This window comes from Weissella sp. DD23 (assembly GCF_001579105.1).
In the GTDB taxonomy this organism is placed as follows: domain Bacteria; phylum Bacillota; class Bacilli; order Lactobacillales; family Lactobacillaceae; genus Weissella; species Weissella cibaria.
Window position 1 is genome coordinate 284,791 of sequence record NZ_KQ970392.1, and the last position, 3,153, is coordinate 287,943.

A 3,153-nucleotide genomic window follows, 5' to 3' on the forward strand; every position below is an offset into this window, starting at 1 on the left:
AGACGGCTAATTGTTGGAAGGCCACGAGCGTATCGGCAACAACCAATGTTGGCACGTCAGTTGGTACATTAGGGTGGTCAGCTTGCCATAAGGTAACTGTGGCACCATTAGCAACAGCGCTAGCAACGTAATCGTGACCATCATTTGCAGCAACAAGGGGGACGAATAAACTACCGGCTTCAGCTTTACGTGAATCGAATGTGGTGCTGGTAACAGCGACATCGGCCGCGTTGATAATTTCCGCGTTGATGGCCGTTGCCATTTCTTGCAATGTCAGTTTCATAGGTAATAATGTCCTTTATTTTTTGTCACCCCTATTTTACGCTGGAAAGCAAACTGGGGTCAATTTAAGGCGGATTTTGTTGTATACTATTAAAGATACATATTTAAGAATTAAAGCGAGTATGCGCAAGTAAAATAAGAGGTGGAAAATCATGGCCAAGGAAATCGGCGTTGATTTAGGAACGGCAAATGTCCTAATTTATGTTGAGGGTGAAGGAATCGTCCTTAACGAACCTTCTGTTGTCGCAATTGATACCAAAACAGATAAGGTTTTGGCTGTGGGAACTGAAGCCTACCAAATGGTTGGTCGTACGCCAGGTAACATTCGCGCAGTTCGTCCATTGAAGGATGGTGTTATTTCAGACTTCGATATGACGGAAGCGATGTTGTCATACTTTATGTCAAAGTTGAACGCAAAGGGCATCATGTCACGACCAAACATTATGGTGTGCGCCCCAACGAATATCACAGAAATTGAACGTAAGGCGATTATCGGGGCTGCCGAAAAGTCTGGTGGTGGTAAGGTCTACCTAGAGTACGAGCCAAAGGTTGCGGCGGTTGGTGCTGGTTTGGATATCTTCTCACCAATTGCGTCAATGGTTATCGACATGGGTGGTGGTACGTCTGATATTGCCGTGTTGTCACTTGGCGATATTGTGGCATCTGAATCAATTCGAGTTGCCGGTGATAAGATGAACGCAGATATTGCCAACATGGTTAAGCGTGACCACGGTTTGCAAATCGGTGAGCGTACAGCTGAAACAATTAAGATTAAGATTGGAACGGCAACACCATTAGACGAGCCAGAAGAGATGGAAGTCCGTGGACGTGATAACTTCTCAGGTATGCCACGTACAATTACGTTGAATGCTAATGAAGTTGAGGCGGCGATGCACGATGCATTGGCGCAAATCGTCGATGCGGCGCACCAAGTATTGGCCCGCATTCAACCAGAATTAGCTTCTGATATCATTGATCGTGGTATCGTGCTAACTGGTGGTGGTGCCCTACTACGCGGGATGGATAAGTTGATTTCAGATCACTTAGGTGTGCCCGTTATGATTTCAGAAAGCCCATTGGATAATGTTGCCAAGGGTGCTGGAAAGTTGCTAGAACACATGCACGGATCACAAGGGAAGTAATTATGTCACGGAATAATAAGCCAGTTTCAGTAGAAATTAACGATATGGGAGATAACCTCTCAGAAGTAAAGATTAACAAGGTTCGTTTGGGAACGATTGATGAATCAACGACACCATTGACGGTGCGTTTTTCTGATAACCGTTCAGTAACGGCTAAGGACTTTGATGATGCAATGGAAATGTTGATTGCAGAATTCAATTTGCACCACTAATTGCAGGTTAAGAGGTAAAACATGATCAAACGCTTTTTTGCACACGAAGGTGAGGTCGATTGGTCGATCATCTTCGTTGTCATGATGCTAGCGTTGATTGGTTTGGCATCCTTATATGTGGCGGGAACACACGATACAGTTGGTGTGAACGTGACGCGAATGGTAATTATGCAGGCGGCCTACTATTTTGCAGGTATTGTAGTCGTCATGATTATTATGCGCTTTGACTCGGAACAGCTATGGCGAGTAGCACCTTACATCTTTGGATTTGGTGTTTTCTTGATGTTGGCCGTGTTGGTGTTTTATTCACGTGCGTATTATGCAAGGACTGGTGGTATGTGGTTCGCCTTTGGACCGTTAACTTTTCAACCAGCTGAATTTATGAAGCCGGCCTTCATCGTGATGTTGGCCCGCGCTATTTCGCAACACAATCTAAACAATCCAGTTCACGATTGGCGTTCAGATAAGATGTTGCTGTTAAAAATCATTGCTTGGTCGGCACCGGTTGTTGTTTTGGTGCTTGCCCAACACGACTTTGGAACCATGATGGTGTTCTTGGCAATCGTTTTTGGTATGACGCTTGTATCTGGTTTGAGTTGGAAAATCCTTGGACCAATTATGGGGGTTGCCGGGGCACTGGGAACGACAGCAATTCTGTTCGTTACCCAAACCTGGGGACGCCATATTCTGGAAAAGGTGGGATTTGAAGCTTACCAGTTTGCGCGTGTCGATGCTTGGTTGAAGCCATCTGGTGATACATCAAACAGTGCGTACCAGTTGTGGCAATCAATGAAAGCAATTGGTTCGGGTGGTTTGAGTGGTACAGGTTTCAACGTATCACACGTGGCTGTGCCAGTGCGTGAATCTGATATGATTTTCTCGGTTATTGGAGAAAACTTCGGTTTCGTAGGTAGTATCTTGTTATTGATTTTGTACTTCTTGTTGATTTACCAAATCTTCCAAGTTGTTTACGATACGTCAAATCAATTCTATGCTTATATTGCAGCTGGCGTTGTGATGATGCTACTCTTCCACATTTTCGAAAATATTGGGATGAACATTGGATTGGTACCATTGACGGGTATTCCATTGCCATTCATTTCGCAAGGTGGTTCGGCGTTAGTCGGAAATATGATTGGCATCGGTCTGATAATGTCGATGCGCTATCATAACCGGTCATTCTCATTATCAGAACGACAAGGTTTCTCATAGAGTCAATAATAAAGGTCTGGCAATTGCTAGACCTTTTTCTTTATCCGAAATTGTAAAACTATTTTGAGCCGGTGCGAGTGATTTGGCTATGTTATGATATGACTAATAACAATGTGATAAATGAGGTGTGAGATGTTAACAATCGGTTTTATTGGCGCAGGTAATATGGCCAAAGCGATGATGCAAGGCTGGTCAGGCAATGCAGATATTCGTCAAGTAGTTTATTCACCTAATTCCGGTGCCCAAGTGGCTGCGGAATTAGGCTTGGAAGCGAAGCAGTCGGCCTTGGATGTCTGGGCTGAATC

4 protein-coding genes and 1 pseudogene are annotated in these 3,153 nt (G+C 44.4%); 4 read left to right on the forward strand and 1 reads right to left on the reverse strand.

Going from position 1 to position 3,153, the window contains the following annotated elements; translation table 11 throughout:
- Nucleotides 1-283, reverse strand: a pseudogene (locus tag WEIDD23_RS05655) (Mur ligase domain-containing protein); the annotation flags it as partial.
- A 151-nt stretch (nucleotides 284-434) separates the two neighbouring features.
- On the opposite strand from WEIDD23_RS05655, the gene WEIDD23_RS05660 reads away from it, so the two are divergent.
- The 4 genes from WEIDD23_RS05660 to WEIDD23_RS15070 all read left to right on the forward strand — a co-directional run.
- A complete protein-coding gene (locus WEIDD23_RS05660; protein WP_010371409.1) occupies nucleotides 435-1,424 on the forward strand; it encodes a rod shape-determining protein in 990 nt (329 codons plus the stop codon).
- Nucleotides 1,425-1,426: 2 nt separating this feature from the next.
- Nucleotides 1,427-1,636 carry a DUF2969 domain-containing protein gene (locus WEIDD23_RS05665; RefSeq protein ID WP_010371407.1) on the forward strand — a complete coding sequence of 70 codons (210 nt, stop codon included), beginning with the start codon at nucleotides 1,427-1,429 and terminating at the stop codon, nucleotides 1,634-1,636.
- A gap of 21 nt (nucleotides 1,637-1,657) precedes the next feature.
- Nucleotides 1,658-2,848, forward strand: coding sequence for an FtsW/RodA/SpoVE family cell cycle protein (locus tag WEIDD23_RS05670; protein ID WP_010371405.1), 1,191 nt, complete (start codon nucleotides 1,658-1,660; stop codon nucleotides 2,846-2,848).
- A gap of 132 nt (nucleotides 2,849-2,980) precedes the next feature.
- The coding region (locus tag WEIDD23_RS15070) for an NAD(P)-binding domain-containing protein (protein WP_197458825.1) at nucleotides 2,981-3,153 on the forward strand (173 nt) is incomplete at its 3' end.